Source organism: Corynebacterium sp. LaCa54 (assembly GCF_046717495.1).
Classification (GTDB): Bacteria; Actinomycetota; Actinomycetes; order Mycobacteriales; family Mycobacteriaceae; genus Corynebacterium; species Corynebacterium kefirresidentii.
On sequence record NZ_CP177115.1, the window covers coordinates 1,719,981 to 1,746,615 of the forward strand.

23 protein-coding genes, 1 tRNA gene and 1 pseudogene are annotated in these 26,635 nt (G+C 50.4%); 13 read left to right on the forward strand and 12 right to left on the reverse strand.

The window, feature by feature from the left end; genetic code table 11:
- The first annotated feature begins 131 nt into the window (after window positions 1–131).
- Window positions 132–1,295: a hypothetical protein gene (locus ACLI1M_RS08365; RefSeq protein WP_200288814.1), complete on the forward strand. Its 1,164-nt coding sequence runs from the start codon at window positions 132–134 to the stop codon at window positions 1,293–1,295.
- 53 nt (window positions 1,296–1,348) lie between these two features.
- On the opposite strand, the gene ACLI1M_RS08370 is transcribed toward ACLI1M_RS08365, so the two are convergent.
- The 7 genes from ACLI1M_RS08370 to ACLI1M_RS08400 form a co-directional block, all read right to left on the reverse strand.
- Window positions 1,349–3,196, reverse strand: a complete 1,848-nt coding sequence (locus ACLI1M_RS08370) for a hypothetical protein (RefSeq protein ID WP_200288813.1) — start codon at window positions 3,194–3,196, stop codon at window positions 1,349–1,351.
- Window positions 3,197–3,204: 8 nt separating this feature from the next.
- Window positions 3,205–5,415 carry a glycosyltransferase gene (locus ACLI1M_RS08375; RefSeq protein ID WP_248099837.1) on the reverse strand — a complete coding sequence of 737 codons (2,211 nt, stop codon included), beginning with the start codon at window positions 5,413–5,415 and terminating at the stop codon, window positions 3,205–3,207.
- Window positions 5,416–5,424: 9 nt separating this feature from the next.
- Window positions 5,425–6,363: a hypothetical protein gene (locus ACLI1M_RS08380; RefSeq protein ID WP_200288811.1), complete on the reverse strand. Its 939-nt coding sequence runs from the start codon at window positions 6,361–6,363 to the stop codon at window positions 5,425–5,427.
- Entirely contained in the window at window positions 6,354–7,619 is a 1,266-nt protein-coding gene (gene wecC / locus ACLI1M_RS08385; protein ID WP_284698439.1) for a UDP-N-acetyl-D-mannosamine dehydrogenase, read from the reverse strand. Before wecC ends, ACLI1M_RS08380 begins: the two co-directional genes overlap by 10 nt.
- 123 nt (window positions 7,620–7,742) lie before the next feature.
- Complete coding sequence (locus ACLI1M_RS08390) at window positions 7,743–9,650, reverse strand: glycosyltransferase (protein ID WP_234288172.1); 1,908 nt, start codon at window positions 9,648–9,650, stop codon at window positions 7,743–7,745.
- On the reverse strand, window positions 9,647–11,188 hold the full coding sequence (locus ACLI1M_RS08395) for a hypothetical protein (protein ID WP_248099835.1): 1,542 nt from the start codon (window positions 11,186–11,188) through the stop codon (window positions 9,647–9,649). Before ACLI1M_RS08395 ends, ACLI1M_RS08390 begins: the two co-directional genes overlap by 4 nt.
- Window positions 11,189–11,303: 115 nt before the next feature.
- Complete coding sequence (locus ACLI1M_RS08400; protein ID WP_200288809.1) at window positions 11,304–12,080, reverse strand: DUF6270 domain-containing protein; 777 nt, start codon at window positions 12,078–12,080, stop codon at window positions 11,304–11,306.
- A 72-nt stretch (window positions 12,081–12,152) separates the two neighbouring features.
- Between ACLI1M_RS08400 and ACLI1M_RS08405 the strand changes: the two genes are divergently transcribed.
- Both ACLI1M_RS08405 and ACLI1M_RS08410 read left to right on the forward strand, forming a co-directional pair.
- A complete protein-coding gene (locus ACLI1M_RS08405) occupies window positions 12,153–13,097 on the forward strand; it encodes an ABC transporter permease (RefSeq protein WP_259825054.1) in 945 nt (314 codons plus the stop codon).
- Window positions 13,087–13,932, forward strand: coding sequence for an ABC transporter ATP-binding protein (locus ACLI1M_RS08410; protein WP_234288171.1), 846 nt, complete (start codon window positions 13,087–13,089; stop codon window positions 13,930–13,932). The genes ACLI1M_RS08405 and ACLI1M_RS08410 overlap by 11 nt, the downstream gene beginning before the upstream one ends.
- Here the strand turns inward: ACLI1M_RS08410 and ACLI1M_RS08415 are convergent.
- Both ACLI1M_RS08415 and ACLI1M_RS08420 read right to left on the reverse strand, forming a co-directional pair.
- Window positions 13,915–15,291, reverse strand: a complete 1,377-nt coding sequence (locus ACLI1M_RS08415) for a glycosyltransferase family 4 protein (protein ID WP_411706503.1) — start codon at window positions 15,289–15,291, stop codon at window positions 13,915–13,917. The two genes, ACLI1M_RS08410 and ACLI1M_RS08415, sit on opposite strands and share 18 nt — an antisense overlap.
- Before the next feature lie 173 nt (window positions 15,292–15,464).
- Window positions 15,465–16,802, reverse strand: a complete 1,338-nt coding sequence (locus ACLI1M_RS08420) for a glycosyltransferase family 4 protein (RefSeq protein WP_200288807.1) — start codon at window positions 16,800–16,802, stop codon at window positions 15,465–15,467.
- Between the two features lie 251 nt (window positions 16,803–17,053).
- Here ACLI1M_RS08420 and ACLI1M_RS08425 point away from each other — a divergent pair.
- From ACLI1M_RS08425 to ACLI1M_RS08435, 3 genes are all read left to right on the forward strand, one after another.
- Window positions 17,054–17,126, forward strand: a tRNA-Asn gene (locus ACLI1M_RS08425).
- Window positions 17,127–17,470: 344 nt separating this feature from the next.
- Window positions 17,471–17,701, forward strand: a complete 231-nt coding sequence (locus tag ACLI1M_RS08430) for a helix-turn-helix domain-containing protein (RefSeq protein ID WP_039676313.1) — start codon at window positions 17,471–17,473, stop codon at window positions 17,699–17,701.
- Window positions 17,698–18,072 (forward strand): hypothetical protein, encoded by a 375-nt coding sequence (locus ACLI1M_RS08435; protein WP_248099831.1) that lies wholly within the window; start codon window positions 17,698–17,700, stop codon window positions 18,070–18,072. Before ACLI1M_RS08430 ends, ACLI1M_RS08435 begins: the two co-directional genes overlap by 4 nt.
- Window positions 18,073–18,286: 214 nt before the next feature.
- Here the strand turns inward: ACLI1M_RS08435 and ACLI1M_RS08440 are convergent, their stop codons facing one another.
- The gene (locus tag ACLI1M_RS08440) at window positions 18,287–18,997 is read right to left on the reverse strand and encodes an IS6 family transposase (protein ID WP_411706504.1); all 711 of its coding nucleotides are present in this window, start codon (window positions 18,995–18,997) and stop codon (window positions 18,287–18,289) included.
- Between the two features lie 736 nt (window positions 18,998–19,733).
- On the opposite strand from ACLI1M_RS08440, the gene ACLI1M_RS08445 reads away from it, so the two are divergent.
- The 6 genes and pseudogenes from ACLI1M_RS08445 (at window position 19,734) to ACLI1M_RS08470 (ending at window position 23,822) form a co-directional block, all read left to right on the forward strand.
- Window positions 19,734–20,246: a hypothetical protein gene (locus ACLI1M_RS08445; protein WP_411706505.1), complete on the forward strand. Its 513-nt coding sequence runs from the start codon at window positions 19,734–19,736 to the stop codon at window positions 20,244–20,246.
- Window positions 20,247–21,125: 879 nt separating this feature from the next.
- Window positions 21,126–21,548 (forward strand): hypothetical protein, encoded by a 423-nt coding sequence (locus ACLI1M_RS08450; RefSeq protein ID WP_248100425.1) that lies wholly within the window; start codon window positions 21,126–21,128, stop codon window positions 21,546–21,548.
- A 172-nt stretch (window positions 21,549–21,720) separates the two neighbouring features.
- Complete coding sequence (locus ACLI1M_RS08455) at window positions 21,721–22,425, forward strand: hypothetical protein (protein ID WP_248100423.1); 705 nt, start codon at window positions 21,721–21,723, stop codon at window positions 22,423–22,425.
- Between the two features lie 5 nt (window positions 22,426–22,430).
- Entirely contained in the window at window positions 22,431–22,781 is a 351-nt protein-coding gene (locus tag ACLI1M_RS08460; RefSeq protein ID WP_248100421.1) for a hypothetical protein, read from the forward strand.
- A gap of 270 nt (window positions 22,782–23,051) precedes the next feature.
- A pseudogene (locus ACLI1M_RS08465) lies at window positions 23,052–23,549 on the forward strand (ThiF family adenylyltransferase); the annotation flags it as partial.
- 18 nt (window positions 23,550–23,567) lie between these two features.
- A complete protein-coding gene (locus tag ACLI1M_RS08470) occupies window positions 23,568–23,822 on the forward strand; it encodes a hypothetical protein (protein WP_411706739.1) in 255 nt (84 codons plus the stop codon).
- A gap of 132 nt (window positions 23,823–23,954) precedes the next feature.
- On the opposite strand, the gene ACLI1M_RS08475 is transcribed toward ACLI1M_RS08470, so the two are convergent.
- Both ACLI1M_RS08475 and ACLI1M_RS08480 read right to left on the reverse strand, forming a co-directional pair.
- Window positions 23,955–24,128 carry a type IIL restriction-modification enzyme MmeI gene (locus ACLI1M_RS08475; RefSeq protein ID WP_411706740.1) on the reverse strand — a complete coding sequence of 58 codons (174 nt, stop codon included), beginning with the start codon at window positions 24,126–24,128 and terminating at the stop codon, window positions 23,955–23,957.
- Between the two features lie 501 nt (window positions 24,129–24,629).
- Complete coding sequence (locus ACLI1M_RS08480; protein WP_411706504.1) at window positions 24,630–25,340, reverse strand: IS6 family transposase; 711 nt, start codon at window positions 25,338–25,340, stop codon at window positions 24,630–24,632.
- 41 nt (window positions 25,341–25,381) lie between these two features.
- Here ACLI1M_RS08480 and ACLI1M_RS08485 point away from each other — a divergent pair, with 41 nt between their 5' ends.
- Window positions 25,382–25,990 (forward strand): P63C domain-containing protein, encoded by a 609-nt coding sequence (locus tag ACLI1M_RS08485; RefSeq protein WP_248100436.1) that lies wholly within the window; start codon window positions 25,382–25,384, stop codon window positions 25,988–25,990.
- Window positions 25,991–26,635 lie beyond the last annotated feature (645 nt).

The window sequence follows — 26,635 nt, forward strand, 5'->3', positions numbered from 1 at the left end:
AACTCCGCTAAATCTCTGCACCGCCTCGGGCTTAATAGTGAGAACCAAGGCGAACTAACTTGTCAGCCTGACCTCGTTGCTAAAATCTGTGCGATAAGCAACCCACTCCTAGCTCAGATGATTGGAACTACATGCGTACCGAGCACCTAAACCATATTCTGGATTCTCTGCCCAGCCTTGAACAAAATTATTGGCAAGATGGTTACACCACGGGCATACACAACGCGTGGATTCGGACTGTCCGCCGCTCGGGGCGCAACTTCCATATTGACCGCTCGAAAAAGAACCGTCCGTATATCACTCTAAAGGATTCTGCAGATGATCCCATCGGAGTAGTTACTCCTTGGAACGTACCTACCTGCACTAAGACAGCTGGACGAATCTGCCAGAACAAAGTAAAAACACAAAAAATCCTGCACACCGCTGGCATTAATGTTCCTTGGTACCAGGTTTTTGGACCGGACGAGGCTGACGACGCCTTCGACACCGCTTTTGCTCAAGGCCGGAGAGAAGTCGTGGTCAAAGCACCAAGCTTCTCCCAAGGTCTCGGAGTTTTTCTTAACGTTACTGAACAGGACTTCAAAGAGCGCTTCCACGAATGCGTGGAGATGCAAAAGGAACGAAAGCGAGAGCCCTCGGTAATTGTCCAAGAAATGGTTGACGGCTTTGAATTGCGCGTCACCGTTGTGGAGGGAGAGTTTTTCGGTTCAATCATCCGAATCCCTGCCTACGTTACCGGCGACGGAACCCACAACATCGAAGAACTGATGGCGCTTAAAAATGACGAGCGTCAGAAGGACCGCGCACGAAGCAAGCGACTTCTTCGCCGAAACGCGAACATGGAAGCGTTCATGCGCTCCAATTCATTGTCTTTCTCAGATATTCCCGAAGCAGGAGAACGCGTTCTCCTCAGCGCAATCTCTAATATTTCTTTCGGTGCTGAAACTGCAAATATCACCGATATCATTTCAGAGGAAATTAGGGACACCGCTGTTCGAGCAGTTGCCGCGATTCCGGGTCTATACACTGGCGGCGTCGATATCATGGTGCGTAGTTTGAAAGACGACATGCCACGAGTTTTGGAAGTCAACTCTTTCCCTCACGCGACCTCCTTTATCTACCCCACTTACGGGGAATCTATAAACCCCATCGCGCGCTATCTGGACTCGTACTACGCCCAGCACAAGTTTGCAAAAGGCACAGAAGAGACCTTCTCATTGAAAGAAAAGCAAATGCTTTCCTCTCGCCATGACTTCTGCAAACTAAAGCTGCAGCTATTTCCCACCGAAGACTAAAAGTGAGGTCGGTGAGCATGAGCACATCATGTTCACCGACCTACAGCCTTGGGCTAACTATCTTTCGCCGCTAGCCATTCCTTCCGCAGCCAACGATCAGCCACGTACAAACGCCAAATGAATTTCACGATCTCTCTTTGAGACGACTTTTCGGGAACGATAAGTTCTCCGTTCGCGGCCGCTTCCAAGATTTTCCCAAATTCGGGAGTGACCTTTGAAATGAGCAGATCCCAGTTAGCAGATTCCACCAATTCTCTGGCCATCTGAACGGCCACAACCTTGGTGTACTCTATCGCTTTTGAATCTTTAAGCCGAGGATCCACCTGTAAGAATTCATCGCTTTCGTGAGCAGGAACTTCGGCATATCGCTCGGCAAAGGAATCTTCTCCAAGATTCTCCGCCGGACCAGCACTCTCAAACCGCCATTTATTGCCGTTGGACAAAGGAATGCGGTTCGCTTCGGGCCAAATCATTTCTAAGGCCCTAAAGAGAACACGCTGTGAAACCTTCTCTGACATCGTCATAGCGTCAGAAATCGCAGCTACCTCTTCATCAGCGATTGGATAAGCAATGACTGCATCACGCTCGTAAAGGTTTATGTGTGCATGCAGCCAGCGTCCCGACCTAAAGTTTCGGGCAAAGAGATACAAGTACTCGAGATCGATAGATGTCTCTACTTCACGCTGCCATTGTTCAAGGAAGTAAGCGTACTGCGCTCGGATCCCCTCGTTTACGAACCACCCGGCTTGTCGTCGCAAAGCGTTTTGCAAGCCCGACTCAGAATAGTGCAGCTTCTTTGCCTGACCGCCCTTCATTAGTGGCCACTGCCCCAGCATGATTGCGTCACCAGCAACACGCGGCGAGGAGCCATAATAAATAGAAGTATGCGGTTCAGATGCCGGGATGCCATCAGACATGAGAATTGTTCGATCAACCTTTTCCGCCAAGCTTGACCGATCAACTGGGGATGGTGCAGTTACTTCCAAGTTCTTTTTAGCCGCTCGGCACAAATTATGTGCCACTCGGACCTCTTCATCATTCGGCTTGCCAAAGGTTACCCCATAGACAGGTTGCTCCGAGTCCTTAACTAGTCCGAGCAATAGCCGGCTGTCTTTACCGCCACTCATTCGTACTTGAACGTTCTTGCCCGAAAAGTTCGCTAATGCTCTCTGCGTAGAGGCCTTTAGCGCGTCGGCGAGAGCTTCAGCTGCTTCCTCTTCAGAGTGAAGGTTAGGGAGATTAGCGATTAGACCTGCGGGACGAGGAATAATCTTTACTTCTCCGCTATTAACCTCGAGTGCCTCGTCCACTGCAATCGTAGATACGCCTTCAAACGGAGATACGGCATCGAGGTTAAACCCAAACATCAAATACTGATCTAAAAAGTCAGTTTCCAATGCCACTGGAGAAGCTTCTCCCTCTGCTCTTGCTACTGCAGCAAGAAGTGGTCTGTTGCTAGCGAAAACATAATCTTCCGTCTCCGCATAATGTACCGCTTCTAGAGCCGGAATTGTGTTCCATAGTATGACGCGATCGCGATAGCGCTCACCCCAGATCGCCGTATAGCTGCCCCAAACAGGATCGGTGTAAACAACCTCGCCGCCACGCCTGGACACCTTCTCGAACAGGAGCTCGGAAACATCCTGGCCGCTAGAATGCGCCCACCAGTCTTTCTTTGCGACGACGCGGTTCGACTCGTTCGTCCTTTTCCACACACCTATAGATGCAGTCCCATGCTGTCCCGGTGTGGAAACTTTTATTTCACTCCGATAGTGATCACTGACCAAACTGCGGTATTTCTGGAAGCACCGACGTAGCAGTTCGGAATTATGCTCTGCAAGGTCGTCAGAAACGGTAGAGCGAAGCTTCTTCTTAGGCACCGCCAAAAGGTAAATGGACATCCTAGCTCCTAGATAGTTTCCGTACGCTCAGACTCCTTGACAGCAACATTTTGCCCAGTCAAGGCATCGATCCATTCGGAAATAATTTTCTTAACTCCCCAACGGGAGGCGTATTCACGTGCCTTTTGGCCCTCTTCTGCAAATGTCTCCGGTTCACGTAGGGCGAGTACGCGATCGATTGCGAGGTCACTACCCCCATCTACATACGGACCAAAAATGTTCTTCGCCCCATCTCTCTCCCACACGATGGGGACTGCACGCGAGGCCATTCCTTCTGCAGGCGCAAGATGGAAACTTTCCACATCACTTGGCGACAACACAATGCCGATCTTCCTAAACCAAGACGCCATATCTGGCCCAAAATCTTCAAACACTACGTGATCCCGTAGTCGCTCGTTCGAGGCAATAGAAGAGAAAAAATCTAGATACAACTGCTTCTGCAGCGGCTTACTCCATTCGTGAGGGTATTCCCAAGGGGCCCTGCCTCTTATGTGAAGGACGTACCGGTCGTCGTGTTCCAATAGCTCTTCAAAGAATGAAACAGCTCTATCTGGTCGCTTTAAGAAGGGAACGTAGCCGACCAGACCAATATGGAACTGAGCACCAAAAAGCTTTTCCCGGTCAAAGTCCACTAAATCAATTGCATTTGGAATTACCCGAGTAGCCGTGGATTGCAGTGGAAGTCGTTCCAGCGCCATTTCCTCGTAATGCTGCGAAACGAAAATCAATTCGTCCACGCCTTGCCAGTCGATTTCCTTCATCCATGGGCCGGGGCCACGAAGTTCGAATCCATGTAGACGACTAATTAGCCTCTGCCCTGGTCGCTTATGCTCTGCATACCACCGGACTGACGGACCACACCATTCGCAAAATACAATGTCCGCCCAATTGACCAGGTTTCGGCTGCGTTCTTCGTCATGCTGATGCAGAGACGACCAAACGTCCTTCTCGAGTATGAACCGAGGATCCTTCTCAAGCGCATCCACTAATTCGCCCATGAACTTGAAATCGTGGGAAGCGATTACGACCTTAATCGCATCCATAGGCACCGAACGGTTACTAGAACGGACTATGCCGGCCGCTTCGAAGTAGCCAGTTAGACGCTCTACCGCTGAATCCATTGAAAAGTTTGCTACCTTGCCCCGAACCTTTGGGCTCATTAGGTCAATAGAGTTTGCAGTTTTAGCAATGACCTTTGCAGCATCCACTGCGGTAGCTTGCGCATCAATAAAGAATGGATAATCGCTACCGAAGAGAGCACGGGTGTCATCGTTAAAATTAACTAAGGCAGGAGTTCCAAGAGCAGAATATTCTAACGCCTTTGTGGAAACCTCTAGGCTTGAATCTAGTACCGCTGTCCGCCAACCTAATCCAATATGGGCGGACGAAATGGCTGCCATGGATTCATCCCGAGATACACCACCTAACCATTCAACTCCGCTATCAGCATCTGCCGCTGCCTTCTCTAGCGCCTCTTTCATCTGGATGTGCCAAGAAGGATCGCTCTTATCCCTATTTATCTTGTCGCCGACAACTAATAGCTCTGACTCGATTCCCAACTTTCTGAGATGCTTGGGGATTTCCAGCATTTCGAGTGTCTTCCAGTCCTTAGCCATCTTTCCCGCATAGACAATGCGGAGCTTGTCCGACTGTTCGTAGTTCTCCCCGCGCTTTTCCTTGGAAAACGCCTCACTCGGTACCATTGGGAGCATCAAGCAGGTCTTCCCTGCCGCGAATGGAGCGATCGATTCTAGATAGTTTCGGGCCGCTTCAGTTTGTACGAATACTCTCCGAGAGTTCGCCGAGATTCTTTGCAAACGGCCCACATTGGTCTTAGAAAGCTTGGTGATTGGGAAAGGAAGATCCGTTATATAAGCCCAAAGTATCGGCGCCAAGGTCGAAGAGCGACTTAATGTGTGTGCCAAATTCAGTCCTCGAGAAACGAGGATGTCAGCACCGACCCTGTTGACCAACGATTCAAGGACAGGAACCGCGGCTTCCTCGTTGAGTGGAGAACTGGTGTCCGGAGGAAGATGTAGGACGACGTTTTCAATCTTGTCTACGGACTGTAAGAGACGATAGTTATCCGGCTTCATTTTGAGCTGGAGATGGACCTCATCGCATGTCTTTGAAAGCGTTTCGGTTATTGACATGAGCCAGATCGACGAGCCATCTACAACATTCGGACTGATGTCCCCATAAACTACAGCGGTGCTCACTTCTTAACCTCACTTACACGCGTATGCGTCGATAGCCTTTATCACTGGGTTCGCCATTTCGGCGCCCCGAGAATCTTGTCCTGGCTTCTTAGGAAGCACAACATCAGCGGTGTCACGCAAAACGCTCGTCATATGTGAGGCCGGTGCATTAGCCACGACCGCCGTAAGGACATTATTCTTTCGTTGCGCTTTCACAATCTGGCTATGGAGCTCCTGAAAAAGATGCGTCCCTTGAGCTGACAGACTCCCAAACCAGCGACCACAGGTTAAAGACGCCTCTTCGATAACAAGCCAGGAAATGTCGTTCCCAAACTTCGCTAGGTCAACGGCAGAATCTATTTTCCGGACGGAGCAGAAGCCCGAGAGACTTTCACGGAGGTCGGAAGAGCCCAAAACGGCCACTACTCGAGTCATTTCGTTGGAAGGATAAAGGAGATCCCGTAGCTTTTCCTTGGACCCCTCACCAGTGTCTTGCAGCGCCGCCTGTCGCCCGGCCACATGAGAGTTGGGTTTCTCCACAGGCTTCGATGCAGAGATACGCCTAGGGGAAAAATAGGATAAAGGTTCTGAGATTGCGCCCCCTGAACCCGTCTCACCATGTCGCCATTCCTCGACCGCGGAATTGATTTGGGTTAGTTGTTCTTCTTGAAAGCGTTGACTCTCTCGCGATTTGGCTATACTTCCCGACATATTTCGGAGCAGCGACAACTCTTTAGCAACGGACATTACATTGCGGTAATCCTGTCGGCGTTGTGCCTCTACTCGTCGTGTCCAAGAAACGCTTAAAATCAAGATCAAAGCCGCTACTACCACCGCCAAAATCAACAGCCCAGCGCGAACTAAGTTGCTTGACAGCACCGCGGCAATTAACAACACAGCGGCTAACACGGCAAGACTTGCAAGCGACTTGCCGGATTCCAACCTCTTCATCCCTAGGATCAGCTCCACATGCCACGTGTGTCAACGACATTCTTTCCTTCCAAGACGCTCTTTTCGAGGCTCTTGAAAGGTGTATGGTCCACTAAGACAGCAACCACGGGGCTTGAAGATATCGCGTGAGAAGCGTCAACTAGCTGCACGTTTTGATATGCGGTTAGACTCTCGGGCAGCTCATTCACATTAGGCTCAGCTACTAGGATGTTTTTCTCCGGCCACTTCTCGGCCATTTGTTGCACGATAGACAGAGCAGGGGATTCTCTCAAATCATCGATATCCGGCTTAAATGCTATTCCCAGTGCGGCGATTGAATCTGCGCCTTCGGCCTCGACTGCTTCAGTAATTTTGGCAATAACGTAGGCAGGCTTGCCGTCATTAACCTCCCTCGCCGTACGGATCAGCTTGGCTTCCTCCTGAGCCGAAGAAACAATGAACCAAGGATCAACTGCAATGCAGTGGCCACCCACACCAGGGCCCGGATTCAGAATATTGACTCGTGGGTGATGGTTAGCGAGTTCAATCAATTCCCAAACATCAATTCCAAGCTTGTCTGAGATGATTGACAGCTCGTTTGCAAAGGCAATATTCACGTCCCTGAACGAGTTCTCGGTCAGCTTTGCCATCTCAGCGGTTGTTGCATTCGTCAATAGCATCTCGCCATTGCAGAAAAAGGAGTATAGCTGTTTCGCCCTATCCGTCGACAGGGGATTTAGGCCTCCGATAACTCGGTCATTAGCGGCCATCTCCTCCATAATCTTGCCCGGTAATACCCGCTCAGGGCAGTGTGCGACTAAGAGACGGTTAGCACTTTCAGGATCCGTCGATAGGTCCGGCCTTTCGGCTAAAAGAATCTCAGCCATCTTTTCAGTGGTCCCTGGAGGGGAGGTTGATTCTAGGACCACGAGCGCCCCCGGTCGAAGCACAGGAGCAATATTCTTCGCTGCCGCTTCGATGTAGGACATATTGACTGAATAGTCATCATTGAACGGCGTCGGGACAGCCACAATGAACGCGTCTGCTTCCGCTACTTCTGTATCAGCCTTGAGATGTCCATCGGCGACTACGCTTTTTAATAAAGCTTCGAAGCCAGGTTCAAAAAAGGGCATTTCACCATTGTTGATCTTCTCCACATGGCGCTCATTGATGTCCACCCCCACTACGGAGATACCAGAATCAGCGATAAAAGCTGCAGTCGGGAGACCAATGTATCCCAGCCCAACAACACAAACCTTGTTTATGGGTCCCAATTGTTTCTCTTCAATGCTCACTAAAACCCCTCCTCGGGAGAAAAAGTATTTTCAAATTTTAATTCGACGTTTTAGAACCGCAGTGCATTATTCCACAAAGGGGACGCTCCTACATCGAAAACCCTTGGGGAGCACGCGGTCCATCTAGCATTCAACAGCCTCGAAATTCCGACCAATCCCCACGACCTGCCCATTAGCCAAAAACGATGCATTTGAGACTTCCCAAGTATGTTGTCCAGCATTTCTCATCTGAACAAAGTTGAAGCGGTCTGTGGAATATATTTTCCCCCCTTTCCTCAAAAGAGAACGAATAAACGCAGTGTCTTCCCCTCGGGAACGCGCCTCAAATTTATTTTCCGCAAACGTATTGCGGGGACCGAAGAAAGTAGGGCCAGCTACGAAGTTCGTCCAGCGATGTTCCCTCTCCGGCCGCCTAACTATCAGCAATTCTTCATTGCCCAAAAACGCATAGTTTGCCTGTTTGCCTACCAGGTCAGCACCAGAAAAGGACCACGAGTTATACATATCCAAAAGATATGAAGCAAAGTAAAAATCATCATCATCAAACTTGGCGATGAAATCGCCTGACGAAGCAGCGATACCTGCATTTAAGCACTCTCCTAGCGAGGAACTTCGCTCCTCCCTAAGTACACGGTATTGATGAACTTTCGCCTCCTCAGCGAAGTTTGCAATCTCCTTGTCACCAACTTGAATCCCGTGCAGAACCAAAATCAGCTCGACATCCACTCCGGATTGCCGACCTACCTGCTCAAATACATGCTTCAATTGCCCTTCCCGCACCGTAGAGCAAATAACACTAACTTTTGGTTTAGTCTTCAGACCTTCAGATTCAGAGGGACTAACTCGTTCCAAAATCTCCATTGCCCGAGTTGTATAGGTATGGCTCTCCCAGATCCTTCTTTGCGCCCGATGTACCAGCCTGTCTCTCAACTCAGGAGAATTAACCAAGGCACGAATAGACAACGTGGCTTCTTCCCTACTATCTACAAGCACTAATTCAGTAGAAGGAAAAGTCTCCTCAAGTGCCTTGCTCCATGTAGAGACTACAGGCGTGCCAGAAGCAAGAAGTTCAAACACTCTACGGGAGCACATACTGGGACTGTCAACTACAGAGTTCACATTTAGGAAGACTTTGAAATTCTTGTAAGCCGCAATCATTTTTTCGTACGGCAGAGACCCCACGACTCTTTGGGAAAACGGCTGCGGGAAGAGATAGCGCTCGTCTTTTCCCTCGAATCTAGAGAAGATACGGAGACCGTCTTCAAGATGCCCTGATGCATCCATAGCTCCGCCCAGCAGCATCTCCATTTGCTCACGGCGTTCTGGATATTTGTGAGCAAAATACATGCCCGCAAAAGCCACGTCTCCTTTCTGATAGTTAGGCATATCAGTCCGGATAGGGTTATGAATCGCAGGCTGAGCAGCAAAGCTCAAAGGCCACACTCGATCATGCCCCAACGCGTGCTTATAGGCATCTACCAAATTGACATCGCTCGTAAACACGAAATCAAACAACCGCGCAGTATCTAAGAATTCCTCAAAATGGGGAGGGTCCTCTTTATTCCAGAAGGCCGTAGGAATCCCAAGTTGTTTGCATTGCTCGACGATCACGGAAAGCGCGGTGCTGGGAGCGGAACCGCCAGTCAATTGGTACTTCCAGGCTCCTCCATTTCCGTCCCAAGCACTCTCGACCAAGAATAAATCAAGCTCATAGGATTTAAGTTTCGATTCTTCCCCGGGCAAGATTGGCACGATTGAAAATTCCTCTCCCCATGCCAGGAGAGAAAATTCATCCATGATTACGCCAACGCATAGGTCCTTGAATGGGCTTGTCCTGTTAGTTTTCCCTTGGGCGGTTACTGCCAGTGGGTCAAACGTAGCGGTCCTTTTGCTTACCGTTCCTACGTTAAATCGCCTTTTAGTCTGGCGTATTAATTCAGAAGGGCCTTCATCTCGGGCCACCTGACGCGCCCGTTTAAAATAATATTCAGTTTTATTCACCATCTTGTTTAATTTTCCATTTTGAGTCACAGAGGCCACCCACTCCAACGAATTATTGTTTTGTACACTGCTTTGTTTAACCGATTCTCGTACGACAAGTTGAGCATTGGCCAGATTATTCTCCTAGTATTGAACGGAAGACCTATTGAGGGCCCTAACTCATATTCGGAGTATCCCGCAGCCGCCCAACTGGTCATTCGATTTTCCCAATAATAGAGGTCATAGAAGCTTGCAAGCGACGAGGAGACTGAATCTAGCTGGGTATAAGCTATGTACTCCTCCATCTCTGCGACAAGGCGAGAATTGGAGGAGAATTTACTCGTCGTAAACTTTCCGGCTAGGATTTCGCCGTTAACCGGACTCTCGGTCCTATCTTTATAAAAGACTGTGCCGATTTCACCACCGATCCCAAAAAGGACTACGGATTCTTTGGGGAAGTTCTGCCACAAAGATTTGGCTAAAGCCGGAAAACGAGCCCAAGTAGGAAACGATCGTTTGTACGCGGAAGCAAACTTTCCTTCAAAAATGAACGGTTCCACTTTCACTACCTTGTGTTGCAGACCAGACAGCATAGCTAGGAAATTGGCTCCTTGGAGGTCATTGATCCCTAAAGGATCCTTTCTCTCCGCGAAAATGTAGGTCATAGCTTTGGTGAAGTGCTTTTGGAAAAGATCAATACACGACAACAGCACTACCAAAGAATCTTGGCCTGAGGTCAAAGCGAGATAGGTTTTATCAGAGGTATTGAGCCACGCCGAAGTCTGCACCCTAAGCTCACCAATCAGAATGCGAGCGACCTCTTTTGGCGAATATTCCGCGGATATTCGGTGCTTTTCCAATGGGAAAATGCGGGAGTGCAGGGTCCTTTCCCCGTCAAAAGACAGCACACAATTAGCACTTACTAGCTCGGTGCAATCATGCGGCGTAATGCGGCCTGGCAACCATTTTCCCGCAGCACTCACATAGTCAGGATTTGAAAGAACCCAATATGCCCGCTTCCTCGAGAATTCTTCTATCTCTCTAGCGACCAACGCAGAATGCGATGCAGCGAAAAGTTGTTTATTTCTGACGGTCCAGTAGCAACTTCTGCTTGCCATTGCATCTACGTGAATACGCCACCGGTCTTCACACCCGGCGATAAGGACGAACCGGCCCCCTAGCCACAGGACGTACTCATCAATCGCCTCGAGGCTATTTCCAGACAATATTAAATCAGCAATACGGTCAGCGATGAGGTCGCTATCAGATATTCCTTCCTCCGAGTCGATAGCAAGCCCCAGCACGGCAACTGAGACTCCACGTTTCTGGGCCAATGCAACAGGAAGGTTTTCTTCAACCCGAAGGCGCCCCTCACCTAGAGCCAGCTCCTTCCAACGCGGTGAAGGCGGTGGTTGAAGGAACCCTTGGTTGCTGAACTCATATCCACGCGAAAAAGCCCGCACTTCCCCGCTACTGCTAGACGTTCGCCGTTTCTCTCCCACCGCAGCGTCTGACAACCCGCGCCAAGCTCCTTGCAGGGTGGATTTCGCGTTTTCGTCCAATTCCGGTCCGAGAAAGCGAGTACCCACAGTCGCCTCGACTCTGGAACGCCCCCGGTATACTCGCGCTCTAATACCGTGCGGGATTTGACGAGCTCTCTTCAGCAAGGAAGCCGGCAAACCTTCTAGTTTCATATCTATGCCGCTAATTCCTGGTCTGGTGCACTGATTTCTTAATCTCGTACTCCATCGAAGCATACGCCGAACGAGTGAAGTGGAATGGTGCATTTCCCCACTTATGGTTCTCGTCAGCTACTGTGCCGTCGATCCTTGACACAGTAATCCCCAGCCTTTCTAGAACCACGTAATATCTACGGAACATCTCATTATACTGCGAGGCAGATAAGCCACGTATCCGGCCAGTCTTCTTATTGTCTGAGCGATACTCGGCCCATTCCGGTGCCAAGACTAGGCATTTTTGCTTCAACCCAAGAAAATCCAAAAACTCAGTAAATAAAGCTGCAGCCCCCTGCCAACGCTGGAAGTGCTCGGCGGACCCGAAAGGAATCTTTCTGGCCTTTTTCAGAATTTGGGGCATGCCCTCCAGCCGCCTGATTTCCGCGCTATTGGTAGCAATGCTCCCATCTGGAAACTCCCAAACCCCGGTCCGCTCAACGACCAAGTCCCAGACAAAAACATCAATACCGTTTTTCTTCGATATCTCGCGCATGAGGTTTCCCGACAAATCACTCTCTAACATGCGCTGCTGGAAAGAGCTTTTCAGTTTGAAATCAGGAATGTTGGATTTCGCGTCTGAGCCCACGGAAAGTAGAGACTGACGCGCCACATAGCGGAGCACCTTGAAGTCGGTGTGCTTCGCAAACTCAACAGTGTCCCGACTCACACACCCACCAAAAATAAAGGTATGGACAGGCGTGGCTTCTTCTTTGGAAGATGCCGGCTCAAAGTTTCCTAACTGCATACGATGATTCTAGACTATCCTCAGTGACAGCTTAGACCGTAACTACAGAGCAATCATCACAGTGGAGAAATTGTGGAATCACAATTGAACAACGACAGCGACAGTGCTCCCAAGGGAACCAACGCAAAACAAGAAAAGCCCAAGCGCGTTAAAAACGCTAGTTTCCGCAACTTGGAGCTCGTCGACGATTCCCAGTTATATAACCTACGGAGCCGAGATAACCTAGCGTCTTATACTCGTTGTCTTTTTGACCGCCGACATTTCATCTCGGCTTATGCACGCAGTAAATCGCTTAGCCGAGGTAGAAATATGTTCCTCGGACGCGCTTGGCTTATCCTTCAACCGATCCTAGACGTGGCAGTCTACGCTTTCATTTTCGGCTACGTTCTTCACGTATCTAGGGGAATGGACAATTTCATTGGCTTCCTAACAATCGGTGTAATTTACCTCAAATTCGCAACCGGCGGTTTGTCAGCTGGCACTTCCATCATCCGTGGATCTAAAGGGTTGATTAGCAGTTTTAACTTCCCCACAGCAGCCGTCCCTATTTCAACGACTATTAAGCAAATGATCGACCATGCAATCCCCGCCATGGTTGCGATAGTAGGCGCACTTCTTTTTCAGCTCGATAAAGGAATTTCTTGGACCATCATTCTAGTGGTTCCCTTGTATTTCTTAATCCACTGCTTCTCGCTCGGTTGCATGTTCATTGTGGGACGAGCTACAGCATTTATTCCCGATCTAAAGTCAGTGGTGGGAATCATCAATCGAGGTCTCTTTTTCATCTCGGGTGTATTCTTCGATCTGAGTAAATTTGATAAAAATCCTCATATTCAAGCGATCATGCAAGCTAATCCCATTTACCAGTTTCTTACCGCGGTGCGACAGCTGGTTTTGGACGGTGAGGTACCGCCCTTAGGCACTTGGCTGTATATTGCAGCTTGGTCATTCGGGCTATTGATTATTGGATACTTCTACTTTTGGCAAGCCGAGGAAAGGTACGCAGTTGTCAAATAACCCAACGGTTGTCGCTCGTAATCTCAAGAAGTCCTACTACCTTAGTCGCTCCGGTTCTGAGCATGTTTTATCCAAAAAACTTTCGAAGCATACTGTGGAAGCAGTAAAAGGTGTTAGCTTTGTAGCTTATTCTGGAGAATCGATCGGCATCCTGGGTAAAAACGGCTCAGGAAAGTCAACCCTTCTACGAATGATTGCTGGGTCATCAAAGCCCGATTCCGGTGACGTGTTTGTTTCCTCCCAGCCCACCTTGCTCGGCGTCGGGGCGGCTCTCCAATCAAATTTAAGCGGTCGCCAAAATATTAATTTAGGCCTCTTGGCAATGGGGCTAACCCCAGCGGAATCTTCGAAGCTAGTGGATCCGATTATCGATTGGGCGGATCTCCGGTCTGCAATCGATCGTCCCTTAAAGACTTATTCGTCGGGCATGAAATCTCGCCTGACTTTTGCGATCTCTACAGCAGTTCGACGCGAGCTACTACTAATTGACGAAGCCCTTTCCACCGGAGATTCCACGTTCAAAGCTAAGGCTAAGGATCGTATGGACGAGTTTCTCGCTGGATCCGGAACAGTCTTTCTCGTGTCTCATGGTGCCGCGACGATTCAAACGCACTGCACTCGTGCCATATGGCTGCACGAAGGCGACATGATTGCTGACGGAGATGCGGAAACCGTAACTACAACTTACCGTGTCTGGGGAAACAGAGTTAGTACGGGAAAACTTGAAGAAGCTGACCGCATCATCAAGCGGCAACGGAAGGCGTTTAAACCGCACAAAATCCTACTGGATTCTGAGGCCGCAAAGTTCTTGACCCATTCATCTTCCCCTCAGTAGCTCTAAGTACAGACCCTCCAAGCTGTGCGCATTCCGCTCCCATGATCGCTTCTTGGCCCATTCTTCAAGCTCCCGAGGATTCACGATGAGTTCCCCCTGCCGGACTAAATCAACTGATTTGGCCAGCGCGGAGGGGTTATCCGGTTCAACTTCAACCATTAATCCACCGGTGATTTCCTTTAACGCTGGTAGGTCAGTTCCGATTACCGGTACTCCGCAGGCCATCGCCTGTAGCGGCTTAAGCGGAGTGACTCTCCTACAAACTTCAACGTCTCGCCGCGGTACCACGAACACATCCAAGGCAGCGTACCAAAGGTGAATATCAGTAGCCGGCTGCTTACCAGTAAAGACAACCCGATCATTCAAATCAAGCTCATCGGCTAGGTCTTCAAGACCTGGTCGAGCCACTCCATCTCCTACGATAATGAGAGTTGCGTCTGGAATCTCCTTCATCGCAGCTATAGCAATGTCTAGCCCTTCGTAATCCACGACTGAGGTAATTGCACCGATTAAGAACTCGTCGCCTAGGCCCAATCGTTTTCGGGCGTGCGCTTTGTCAGTATGAGTTTCAAGCTGATCAGCTTCCAGAGCGTTCGGAACGACCTTGATTTTCGATTCTGGAACGCCTCGACGCGTTAGGTCCTCTTTCGACACCTCACTTAACGCTATTACTTGATTTGCAGCCATCATCGCCGCTGTTTCGGCCTGACGCGCTAATTCAAAAAACTCCGAGCTGCGGCGTTTTTCTGGGTCTGGAGACTGCGAAGCCCACGTGCTCTCGGGCTCGCCTCGGATCTCATAGATCCATGGGACGTCAAGTAGAGCGGCTGCGCGAGCCACCACGCGCGCGTTTGTGTACGGGGTGGTGGTGTGAAGTATGTTTACTTGCTTTTCCCTCGCGAGTCTTACTAGTTGGCGGACGGCCAGATCCTCCTGGCGAGTAATTGAAAACGGAGCAAATAAGGAGCCCAACACGAAATATTCGAGACCATCGTTGACAAAATATGGACCATGATGGAATCTACCGATATTCTCCGGATATCCGTAGCGCGTACAAGCAAACGCTTCTACTCCCCTTGCCCTTAAACTCTTGAATAGTGCTTTAGACCGAAGCGTGTATCCAGATTGGGTATAGGGCAATGCATTCGTGAAATGAAACAGTACCCGCGGGGCGGCTGCGCTACCGCTGCGTTCAACTGCTCCCTCAAAGCATTCAACTGACTGGAGTTGCAGAAGTTTCCCGCGGAGATATCTCTCAAACGAAAACGTCAATGGCCTAAGGAATCGCGCCTTTTCCAGCTGTTTTATCGCCCTACTCAATTCCCCGGCCTCGGCGGTCTCGTACCCGGGGATCCTCATTGCCGAAAGTACAAAGTGTGCCCCCTTCACACATGCTCGGGCTACCTTGGACTCTGAGTTTAAGCGCACGAATTCAACCATTTGATTCGAAAATCGCACAGGATCCTGTACAAGTCCCACAACATTGATGGACCAAAATTTGATGACCGAGCGACCAATTCCAGCAGGCATGCTTATGACTCCATCTGCTTCAAGAACTTAGCAATCAAGCTGGGCACAACGTTGTTCCGTTCGTTCTCAACCCAATGTTTAGCTCTTTCGCTAGCCTTGAGAGACAATTCGCCCTGAGCTAAGGCACACCATAGGTTCGCTAGAGCTTCCGGCGACTCGGGAGGAACCGCATAACCGGCTTCCAAGGACTCGATCAACCTGACCGATTCCCCGGCTACAACACCTGTTATTGGCACCCCGTACTCCATAAGCTCGAACAGTTTAGAGGGAACAGTTCTTTCTAATGGCTTCCAATCAGTTAAATGGACAAGCGCGGTATTTGCCCAGTCGTAATAGTCTGAGATGGAGTCAGCTGACTTCCGCTTAATGAAAGTTGCGGGAACTTTTCTTTGCTTTGCATAATCTTTTACTGACAAGCGAGCATCTCCTGCGCCCACGAACTTTAGCTCAATCGGCACTCCACGCTCCGCCGCGATCACCGCTGCATCAATCACGTTTTGAAGTCGTTGGGCGCGACCTATAGTGCCGGCATACAGCACCTTTAGAGGTCCTTCCCCTGAGCCTGGAGCCTTCTTCTGCCCCAATCCCTCTCGGGGAAAAACATTCCGGATAGTAACCATATTGTTCAGAAGCTTTGAGTTCTTCCGCAGCTGAGGTCGATTCTGAAAATCTAATTTCAAATCTTCTGCCGTAAAAATGACACCTTGGGCTTTCCCCAAGACGTAGTAGAGAGTCCTGGCAACCACAAGACTAACGAACTGAATCGGCCCTCTGCTCAAGATTTTATGCTTTAGCGAAGCACTCTTGATCCCCTTATTCCACTCACTCGAATAGGCTAAGAGGTCGGGCCAGGCGTCTCTTAAGTCGATAGCAAATTTCGCCCTTGAGATTTTCGCTGCTACAAAGGCGACCACGGCGGTTGGCAAAGCCGGCACTGTACCTATAACCAATTCAGGCTTCCAAGATTTCCAAAAGCCAAACTCTACTAGTACTGCATAGAGAGACCCCAGAGCGATGCCTGCTTGACCGATTGCACGCTGTATTAATGAGCCACCGCACGGGATAAACCCACTCCGGATGACTAAATCTACGGCGTCATTCTTTTCTTCTTCTGTTCGAGGACGGAAAAGAGATGCGCTCCACCAGTGCTTAATAGAGGCCCGTCGAACAGAAGCCGGCGGAGGAGCAATGACTCTAATCTCGTGGCCTTGAGACTTTAGAATGCTAGCGATCCATTCCCAGCGACGCTGCGGCACGTTACTTTCTGGCGACCAATACTGCGAAATGATGAGGATCCGCAATTTTCTCTCTTTCGTTAGTACTAAATCCGTCGCTCTCAAGCCTCAATAGCGTACTGATCCACTATTTCCAGCTTACTGGTTCCCATAGAACTAGCCTTCTTACCCACCATTTTTGCACAGGAACCCCCGTGAGTGGAGTCCTGACCCATTCCTGACGCGTTCCCGCTACATAAGGACAACGAATTCAGTCATTTTACCGCCGTGTGCTGGCAATTTGTTGAAATCGCATGAACCCTATATAGTTATTCCTCGTTGCACAGAGAACAGCAAGTTCGAAGTACATCATTTATTCCTCCATAGCTCAGTTGGCAGAGCATTCGACTGTTAATCGAAGGGTCACTGGTTCGAGCCCAGTTGGAGGAGCAACACAAACCCACTGGTAACGGTGGGTTTTTTACTTGTTCCGAGTGTCATCGTTGTATTGCGTGCTACAAACGTGCTACTTGATGGTTCGGAGGTTGATTCTCGCCGTTCACCATTGACATTGATCGGCACTGTCGGTACACTGGTGGCATACGAAAATTCGCCCAAGACTTCAACAGGGGTAATCGGCTTGCAGACGTTAACAGCGTGATGTTGTCGCGTTGGTGATTAACTGGCCGTCTGGGTCTCTACTGTCAGAACAGTAAGCCTTGTGCCGCTAGACGCTGAGATGCGTGGTGCATGGTGAGGCCTCGAAGGATAACTAACTTCTTCGAGGTTTTCGCATGTCCGAAATCGTTTTGGATAGGAACGATCTCCTGCGCACGTATACCGCAGGTGAGTTCTGTGAACGTGCTGGTGTGTCCCGTCGCACACTCGATAGGATGCTCTCACGTGGTGAGCTGCAGGCTGTCCCTGGCTCGCGCGGCAATGGTAAAACGCTGCGTATTTCCGCCCTTGAGCTAGCACGGGTAATTTACGGCGACTCCGTCTCCGTGGCGGGTGATGCCCAATGAGCATGGGAACAGCCCCCGCTGGTAGTTGCAACGAGGACTGGAACATCGCAGTTCAACCCTCCAGTCTATCTGATGGTGTCTTGCAGCGGTATCAGCAGATTGAAAACGATGCGCTCGGCTGGTCTGTAACGTTGGTCGATTTCGCGTCAGATCAACGCGGGGATTTGACCGATCTGGCCACCGTTTTGCACCGTGTTGATGCTTGGCGCGAGGGTGAAAGTGACGCGAATCTCGTCATCACTCAAATGAGTGATGACGTAGGGTATTCGAACATTGACCGCACACCCGCAGGTCAAACCGTTCGAACAGAATCCGGTCAATATACCCTATGGGCGGGCAGATTAACTGACCGGACGTGTCCGGGCAGTTAATCTGGAACCGGCTCTGCTGGCGCTGCTGATTCCGCGACTGTCGAGTTCGGTGATCTGCCTAGCGTTCGCGCGATGGCTGGCGATGAGGTGCGCCTCGATCTTGGCTTTGATACTGAGTTTAAGAGTTACGACGATGGGTGCTGTTGCAAACTTCAGGCGGAGAGCCGTGACGACCCAGTCTTCATCCTCTGATGCTCGCTGCGGGTCGGCGTTCTCAGGCAGCCTCGAACACCCGGCTGACGATCACCGCATCCGGCTTCGGTTGCCCGTAGGCAAACATCGCGCCCTGGCCTTTCCGTAATGAGTGCATCGCTTCCATCCCTTTCAACGTCCGGTACGCCGAGGTCCGGTTTTTAAACGCCCCCTTCGGTCCGAGGATCCGTTTCAGCCGCCCATGATCTCCTTCAATGACGTTATTGAGGTATTTCACCTGCCGGTGTTCCACTGTTGGCGGGCAGATTCCCTCTGACTTCAACTCGGCGATTGCCCTGGCCAGGGAGGGCGCTTTATCGGCGTTGATCACCCGCGGGAACCCGGTTATCGTGTTCGACCTCAGGGTCTTGGCCAGAAAACGCTTCGCTGCGGCCACGTTACGCTTTGGGGACAGGTAAAAATCCAGGGTATGCCCACCCGCGGTGATGGCCCGATAGAGGTAGCACCACTTTCCCCCGACCCGGATATAGGTCTCATCCACCCGCCAGGAACTAGCCTGCCAATCCGGGACTTGTCGGTACCACCGGGTCTGCTTGTCCAGCTCAGGAGCATATTTCTGGACCCAGCGGTAGATGGTGCTGTGATCGACCGGTACGCCGCGTTCGGTCATCATTTCTTCGAGGTCGCGGTAGCTCACGCCGTAGCGGCAGTACCACCGGACCGCCCACAGGATGATTTCACGGGGGAAATGACGACCGGAGAAAATGCCCATGGCTGTGATTATTTCACGCAGGTCTTCCTGTCGCCCGAACTTTGCAACAGCACCACATTCTGTGTGTGTGGCCTAACGCTGGAATTACCGCCGATACCGACGGTGTCACCTTAATCAAGACAGCCCCCTCAATCCGACAACGACCGTCTCGTCCAGAACTCGACTAAACAGAACGTAGAGACTAGCGCCCTCCAGGGCGCTTTCTTTTTATCCGAAGGCAAGTTGCGCTGATTTACCGTTAAAAGAAAAAGGCTGCGCTGATCTACCATCACGAATGAAAAGCCCAGGTCAGACTGCGCTGATCTACCATCACGCGTGCGCTGATCTACCATCATCTTGCTAGTTATCCACAGGGGTTTAACTGCGGGTTTACCTATTTTCCCAGGTCGCTTATAACTATATCCCTGTAGATCTATATCCCCAGCCGATCAACCAACAAAACCGTTCACTACGGGGTGCGGTTCTTGCTCCCGCCTCGCCTTGCGGCTCGTTGGGCTGCCGCCCAAATCAATAGATTTGGTTGCCACCAAAACGCCCCACCCGTGATATGAAACTTCCCTCCTTAAAACCTAAAAGTACTCACCCAAATAAACAGCTCTCAGTAACTGGCAACTCAACAGTGTAAAAACTCTGAATTTAGTTCATTATCACATTGTAAGTTTGCTCTCTTCTTATCTTTCCTAACTAGATCTAAAATCAAAAATGTTTGTGGACACCACCTTTAGAAAGGAAAACAATGAGAAAAACCGTGGCGTTTTTGGTTGCCGCACTCCTTAGTTTTACCGGCGTAGAGGCTCACGCGACACCGGCTCCTATGACAGCTCAGTCAAAGCATCAATCTGTGCCCAAGAATTCTGAAGATACTTTATTTTCCGAAGGCTCTAAGATTCAAAGGCTTTCAGGAAGTCAATTCCAAGTATCGACCCCAGATCATCAATATCAAGTCACGGTTGATAAAGCTGCAGGCACAGCGACCGTAATCGATGAAAACAACAATGAACAAAAATTTAAGATTCCAAATACGCGAGGAAATTCGGAACAGGGAAAACCTGTTGTTACTCCATATTTTAATTGGTCCTCGGTGCCTTGTGCGATGCTACTTTGGGCAGTAGGAATAATTCATCATGTCGGTTGGACAGCAGCAGCGGGAATAATCGCAGCCGAGGGACCTGCAGGGGCAGCACTAGCCGCCGCTATTTGGGCTTATGGAGTCGATGCTTTCTTCGCTCTTGTGGGCAGCCAGTGCTAAAAGCAAGTACTTAATTTTGGAAAAGAGATCATGCACGTCACTCGAATAGAACTCGGCATAATAGTGTCAGCACTAACATGTGTTTTCGCGTTTTTTCGCCAACTTCCTTTGAGTATTGGAATCGCAGTCATTGGTGCCTTGCTGCTTGTTCTCCTTCCAGAGAGACAAAGATTAGATCGAAAAGCTCAGCAACGGGGAATACGCCGGTTTGGTTTATTCACAATGTGGATTGGACTCTGCTTTAGCATCGCAATCTTTGTACATGATTTTTTACTCACACAGGATGTGTATTTTCCCGCGCTAGTAGCTACGCTAGCTGTTGCAGCGGCAGGAGGCTCTCTGGTACGCACGAAGAAACTTCTGTAATGAAATAAAGAAATCCATTCTTGAGCTCACTACCGCATGGCCCAACGCCGGCATTACAGCAGACACGAACGGTGTGACAGTCACTAAAACCGGCCCATCAATTCAACAGAAGCCACCTCGCCCCGAACTCGACTAGACCAATCGCGAAGAAGCAGCGCCCTCCGGGGCGCTTTCTTTTTACCCAAAAGTAGCGTGCGCATAAGTTGACACAAACGGACCCCAGGTCAAGCTGCGCTGATTTACCAATACGAGGCCAGTTATCCACAGGGGTTTAACTGCGGGTTTATCTATTTTCCCAGGTCGCTTATAACTATATCCCTGTAGATCTATATCCCCAGCCGATCAACCAACAAAACCGTTCACTACGGGGTGCGGTTCTTGCTCCCGCCTCGCCTTGCGGCTCGTTGGGCTGCCGCCCAAATCAATAGATTTGGTTGCCTCCAACCAGCCCTTGTTACGGGTACGTCGTGAAAGAATCAATAACTAAGACTTACCTACCCGCCTTAGAAAGCCATGACCACACCACAATCCCTGATCACTCGCCTGGCGTCTCCAGACGTCACTGGGCGCACTGAAGCTGACATTCAGTCCGACATCAAGACCCTGTTGACTACCGCCGACTTCGACCTGGATACCCCGCGGTTGGAAGAGCAGATCGGTGATGGCTCTCGCCGACGAATCGACATCGCCACCGGAGCCACTGTCATCGAAGTAAAAAAGCGGCTCACCAACGAGAGTGCCGACGCGGACTACATCAACCAACTTGCTGGCTACGTCACTACCCGCATGAGCCAAGATGGTTCCCGCTACAACGGAATCCTCACCGACGGGAAAACCTGGTGGCTGTTCGAGAAGTCCCCTGCCGATGGCTCCTTCGCCCGGCGCAGCACCTTCGAGCTTGCCCCCGGGGCCACCGGGGTCGGGCTTATTGAATAGCTCCAAGCCGTGCTGGCTACTCGGAGCAATTCGCGAATGTCATTGTGATTGAACCCATCACAGGCGAGAACTCTCATTTATGAGACATCGGGAATCCCGCAATTCTCATTCCGCCAGCGAGAGTATTCCACATGCTGTAGGGTGCGGCTCATCTGAGAAGCGGGATGTCAGGATGGCGTGTATCATCGATTTGGCCCGCCTATCGATACAGAAAGGTTCTACCCTGAATCGAATCGCGCTTCTGACAGTTGCGTCTCTAATCACTGCAGGTATTGCCCCCGCAGCTTCTGCCGAAACGGTTGAACAAGCAGAGAAAACTCCTGTTTGGTCTGAAGAGCAATTTGATAGGTCTCTTGAGGAGATCACTCCTGAAGAGACGAAGCAGCTTGAGCTAATTAGTAACGTCGGTGAACATATTGATTACGACGATGAGGGTAACCTCAAGTCCGATCTCAACGATGATCAGCTCCGTAGTGATTATGGTTTCGAAGACAAAGATGTCAGTTTTTTCCACTCAGTGCTTGCTGAGGATGAAAGCATTGTTCAGCACAAGGAAAACGAGCCAAAAATTGTTACTACATATGATCACAAGCTCGGCCACGTATCAAATAGCGATCTGAAGGTTGGGGCGGCTGCAACTCTTACCGCAGCGGCAATGGAAGGGCCAGCTGCTCTTGAGGCGGCATTCTTTCCTTGGGGTGCTGTATCAGGCGGGCCGATCGGAGCTGCTATTGCTGGCGCTGCCGGTGCTCTTGGGACAGCTTACTTTCTCGATCTTGCTGGTAAAATCACAGGGGCGGTCGCGCAGGGTAAAGGCATCACCTGGTACTCTAAGTGGGGATTTCCGCCAATTACCGCAGAGATTGAGGATGACTAATGCGGATGGATAAAGATCCAAAGTTTATTCGCTTTCCAGAAACTCTGTGGGCTTTTGTCACTATATTCCCCTCGGATCTTATTGAGAAATATGGAGTTGAACACTTTTTCAATTCTGGATATTTGTGGATCTATTCAATATTGGGAGTAATCCTTTTTGGGATTTCCATGATCATGGGTGAAAAAGCGGTATCTCCTTGGATGCATCGTGTGCGTTCCATTTTCCTCTTTGCTGCAACGATAGCTATTACAGCTTTCTTCCCTAGCTTGGTTGGGCGAATAGTCGTGGTGTTCCTAGGCATCTGCTACTTTTTCTGGCCCAATAACCATATAGTCTTTCGTCGAGCAGCGGCATGATTGGTGTTTTAAGTGGAGCTAGCAGTCTATTAATCACTTGATAAAAAGTGATAGGATCTTGCTAAACTGTCTTCCAAAATTTGGCCACAGTACTCATGCGGGTACTGTGGCCAAATTGGTGCATCTATCAAAAAGGGTACATAAGGGTTAAGTAGCTCTTAACTATGGAGTTGTGACGCCTTGAGAGTGCCAGGGAGATTTGGATTCAGAATCCCGCCACAAGGAGTTATTGAATCAAGGCAAGCCCAAGAAAGCTCGGAGAACTTCAGGATGAGTTCACGCTACGCACGACAGGAAGCCTTGTGGAGCACTGACACACAGAAGCTCCTGGTTAACGCCACCGTCGCAGTCATCGGCACCGGTGGCCTCGGCTCACCTGCCCTGCTTTACCTTGCCGGGATGTAAGTGGGCCGCATCCTGCTTTTCGATGACGACACCGTTTCCCTCTCCAATCTGCACCGCCAGGTCATCCACAGCACGGCGACCGTAGGTCAGCCCAAAAACGAATCCGCCACCGAAGCCTTAAACGCCCTCAACCCGGAGTGCACCGTCGAGCAGTTCTCGCGCCTGACACCCGATAACGCCCTCGACCAGCTGCGCGGAGCTGACCTTATCATCGACGGCACCGATAACTTCTACTCCTGCCACCTAGCCTCCTGAGCTGCCCATGAGCTGGACATTCCGCACGTGTGGGCCTCGCTTCTGGGATACGACGCGCAGCTCACCGTCTTCCATTCCGGCCACGGCCCGGTCTATGAGGACGAGTTCTTCCCCTTCATCGACACCATTGACCTTGCTAAGCAAACACTCGACCGTGGCCCCTACAACCTGCCCGCACTTCTTGACCGCCTGGGACTGGACAATCCGGACGCGCACGCAGCAGTAGCCGATGCGACCGCCACCGTGAACATGCTCCACGCCCTTTTCGGTTTCAAGCGCGGTGAAATAGGGCTCAAAATACTGCGTCAAGGCGAAGTATTCCGCGCCACCAACACCTGGCGTAAAAGCCACGCCACCCCACTACTTCCCCGCGAAATATAGAAACCCACCAGCACAAGCACTAACCACGGCAGTCCATGCGGGTGGACATATGCTTTAGCATATGGCAGAACATACACTATAACATATGCCTAAACATATGTCCTGCCATATGACAGGACATACCAGGTGTTTTTACGGCTGCTGTGTGGTGAGCTTTTCGTAATTGGCAAACAGTAACTCCTGGCGCTGCCGAACAGTTGTCAGCTTTCGTGGTGCACCAAACGCTTTATCCACCTCGCGGTCGAGCGCGTCATGCGCTTTGATGAGTTCCGGTGCCATTGCGAGCGGGTTGTAGTGCCCGATCAGTGAGCGTTAAGGATTGGTTTCATTACGCGGAAAGCAGTGTATACCCACTGGTAATTGCTAATATCCAGAGAACTCAACGTGTTGATAGGAGAATTTCTCTAACGGAATCTATTGAAACGATGAATTAAATAGATTAGCCTAAATGTAGAAGTTGAACGTTATGGGTTTATCTGAAATAGGTTAATGCCGTGCGTGCACTTCGTAATGTAGGTTTGTGGATTGGTCTTCTTTCCACTCAGAGCTAAAAGGACGTCTAGATGCTAAAAGGACGTCTAGATGATTTTTCGATCGCGGAAACGCGTAGTAGCACTTGCTTTAGCTGCAACAATGCCTCTTTCTTCGCTGTCTTTGGCAAATGCTGTCGCTCAAGAGGATCCAGTTGTTTCTCAAGAAGGTACTCAGGTAGACGGAGTCAAGAGCGAAGGTGCTGTTGCAAACTTCAGGCGGAGAGCCGTGACGACCCAGTCTTCATCCTCTGATGCTCGCTGCGGGTCGGCGTTCTCAGGCAGCCTCGAACACCCGGCTGACGATCACCGCATCCGGCTTCGGTTGCCCGTAGGCAAACATCGCGCCCTGGCCTTTCCGTAATGAGTGCATCGCTTCCATCCCTTTCAACGTCCGGTACGCCGAGGTCCGGTTTTTAAACGCCCCCTTCGGTCCGAGGATCCGTTTCAGCCGCCCATGATCTCCTTCAATGACGTTATTGAGGTATTTCACCTGCCGGTGTTCCACTGTTGGCGGGCAGATTCCCTCTGACTTCAACTCGGCGATTGCCCTGGCCAGGGAGGGCGCTTTATCGGCGTTGATCACCCGCGGGAACCCGGTTATCGTGTTCGACCTCAGGGTCTTGGCCAGAAAACGCTTCGCTGCGGCCACGTTACGCTTTGGGGACAGGTAAAAATCCAGGGTATGCCCACCCGCGGTGATGGCCCGATAGAGGTAGCACCACTTTCCCCCGACCCGGATATAGGTCTCATCCACCCGCCAGGAACTAGCCTGCCAATCCGGGACTTGTCGGTACCACCGGGTCTGCTTGTCCAGCTCAGGAGCATATTTCTGGACCCAGCGGTAGATGGTGCTGTGATCGACCGGTACGCCGCGTTCGGTCATCATTTCTTCCAAATCGCGGTAGCTCACGCCGTAGCGGCAGTACCACCGGACCGCCCACAGGATGATTTCACGGGGGAAATGACGACCGGAGAAAATGCCCATGGCTCTGATTATTTCACGCAGGTCTTCCTGTCGCCCGAACTTTGCAACAGCACCATGCAGAAATCCTTCCTCGGGTATGCAATGTCTATCTCGACGCCGAAGAAGCCGGAGTTCTGCTTCCCAGCCAGAAACCAGCAACTGAAGCAGCCCGAAAAGTCATTAAGGCTCTCGCTCTCGTTGGAATTACGGCGCTCGTTGATGAGGCCACGGGCTACCAAGAAACGAGAGCAAAAGATGAACTGCAACGACTACTCGACGCCTATATTGCAGAAGAGTTCCAACCATGGGTACGCCGCTTCCCTGAAGCATTCTTCCGTGAAATCTACCGTCTGCAAGGATGGAAATTTATCCCAGGAAACCACCATCATTCACAGTACGTTGGACGCTTCATCAACACATATGTCTACGAGCACATGCCGGAAGGAGTCCTCGAGAAACTACGCGACTTAAATCCCAAGAATGAACAAGGGAACCGCGCAAGAAAACATCACCAACATCTCACTGAGGACACCGGAGTCGCGCACCTGGAGCGTCAGGTAGCAAAGGTTATAACCATCATGGAGATTTCTGAGGACAAGCTTCAGTTCGACACTCTTTTCAATAAAGCAATGAGCAGGAGCAAACCAGTTCAAGAAATGCTCGAATTTTGAAAAAGGATCCGCCCTTGGTGCTTGTCATGTGGAAGTGGCAGAGCACCAAGGGGCGGGAAATCAGACCATGAATGTGGCGCCAGAAAGCCGCAATTGTCCCCTAATGAACTTAAAGACCGCCCGGGACAGAAGAAAAGGCCACCAGGCACATAACTACAAGGATGAAAAAGAGCTTGGTGGCCTTCTCCCGGAGACCCATCACATACAACACAGGCGAAATGCGATGGGTGACCAGGGAGAGATCGCCCCTGGACATCAGTCAGAACAATGTAACTGACTGACAAGACTTACCTTAATATTAAGAAACTCATAAATCTATTATTCAAACTGTGGCATTTGCCTCACACCATAAAAGAAAGGCCACCAGGCTACAGCGTTTCCCACAAACGCCGCCCGAAAAAGCCTAGTGACCTTCCAAAAGACCAGCAGTCCACATCATTCATTCTTCGTTCATTCCCTCACAGCAGACACCATAAAAATGAACTGCCGGCCCCCGGATTCAACGAGCAAAACCGAGTGAACCTGAGTTTAGTACAAGCTTTTGCTTAATGTCTACAAAGAAGAAGAGGCGTCACCTTTTACTGCAAATGCGACGCGGTTGTTGGTGACGCCTTTATCAGCTTCGAAGCCTGTAGCCTGATTTTG